Below are 330 nucleotides of genomic sequence, written 5' to 3'. Positions count from 1 at the left end.
CAGGAAAAGCCTCTAAGCTTCAGTTCAACAAGACCGTACCGCAAACCGACACAGGTGGGCGAGATGAGTATTCTAAGGCGCTTGAGAGAACTCGGGAGAAGGAACTCGGCAAATTGGTACCGTAACTTCGGGATAAGGTACGCCCTTGTAGCTTGACTGGCCTGCGCCAGGAGGGTGAAGGGGTTGCAATAAACTGGTGGCTGCGACTGTTTAATAAAAACACAGCACTCTGCAAACACGAAAGTGGACGTATAGGGTGTGACGCCTGCCCGGTGCCGGAAGATTAAATGATGGGGTGCAAGCTCCTGATTGAAGTCCCGGTAAACGGCG

1 rRNA gene is annotated in these 330 nt (G+C 52.4%); it reads left to right on the top strand.

The features are described from left to right. Positions 1-330 (top strand): 23S ribosomal RNA (locus tag SB725_RS30500); the annotation flags it as partial.

The sequence above is a fragment of the Pseudomonas sp. SIMBA_041 genome (assembly GCF_046535095.1).
In the GTDB taxonomy this organism is placed as follows: domain Bacteria; phylum Pseudomonadota; class Gammaproteobacteria; order Pseudomonadales; family Pseudomonadaceae; genus Aquipseudomonas; species Aquipseudomonas mucoides.
Note: the sequence above shows the minus strand (reverse complement) of the source record. Positions and strands in the feature narration are given on the sequence as shown.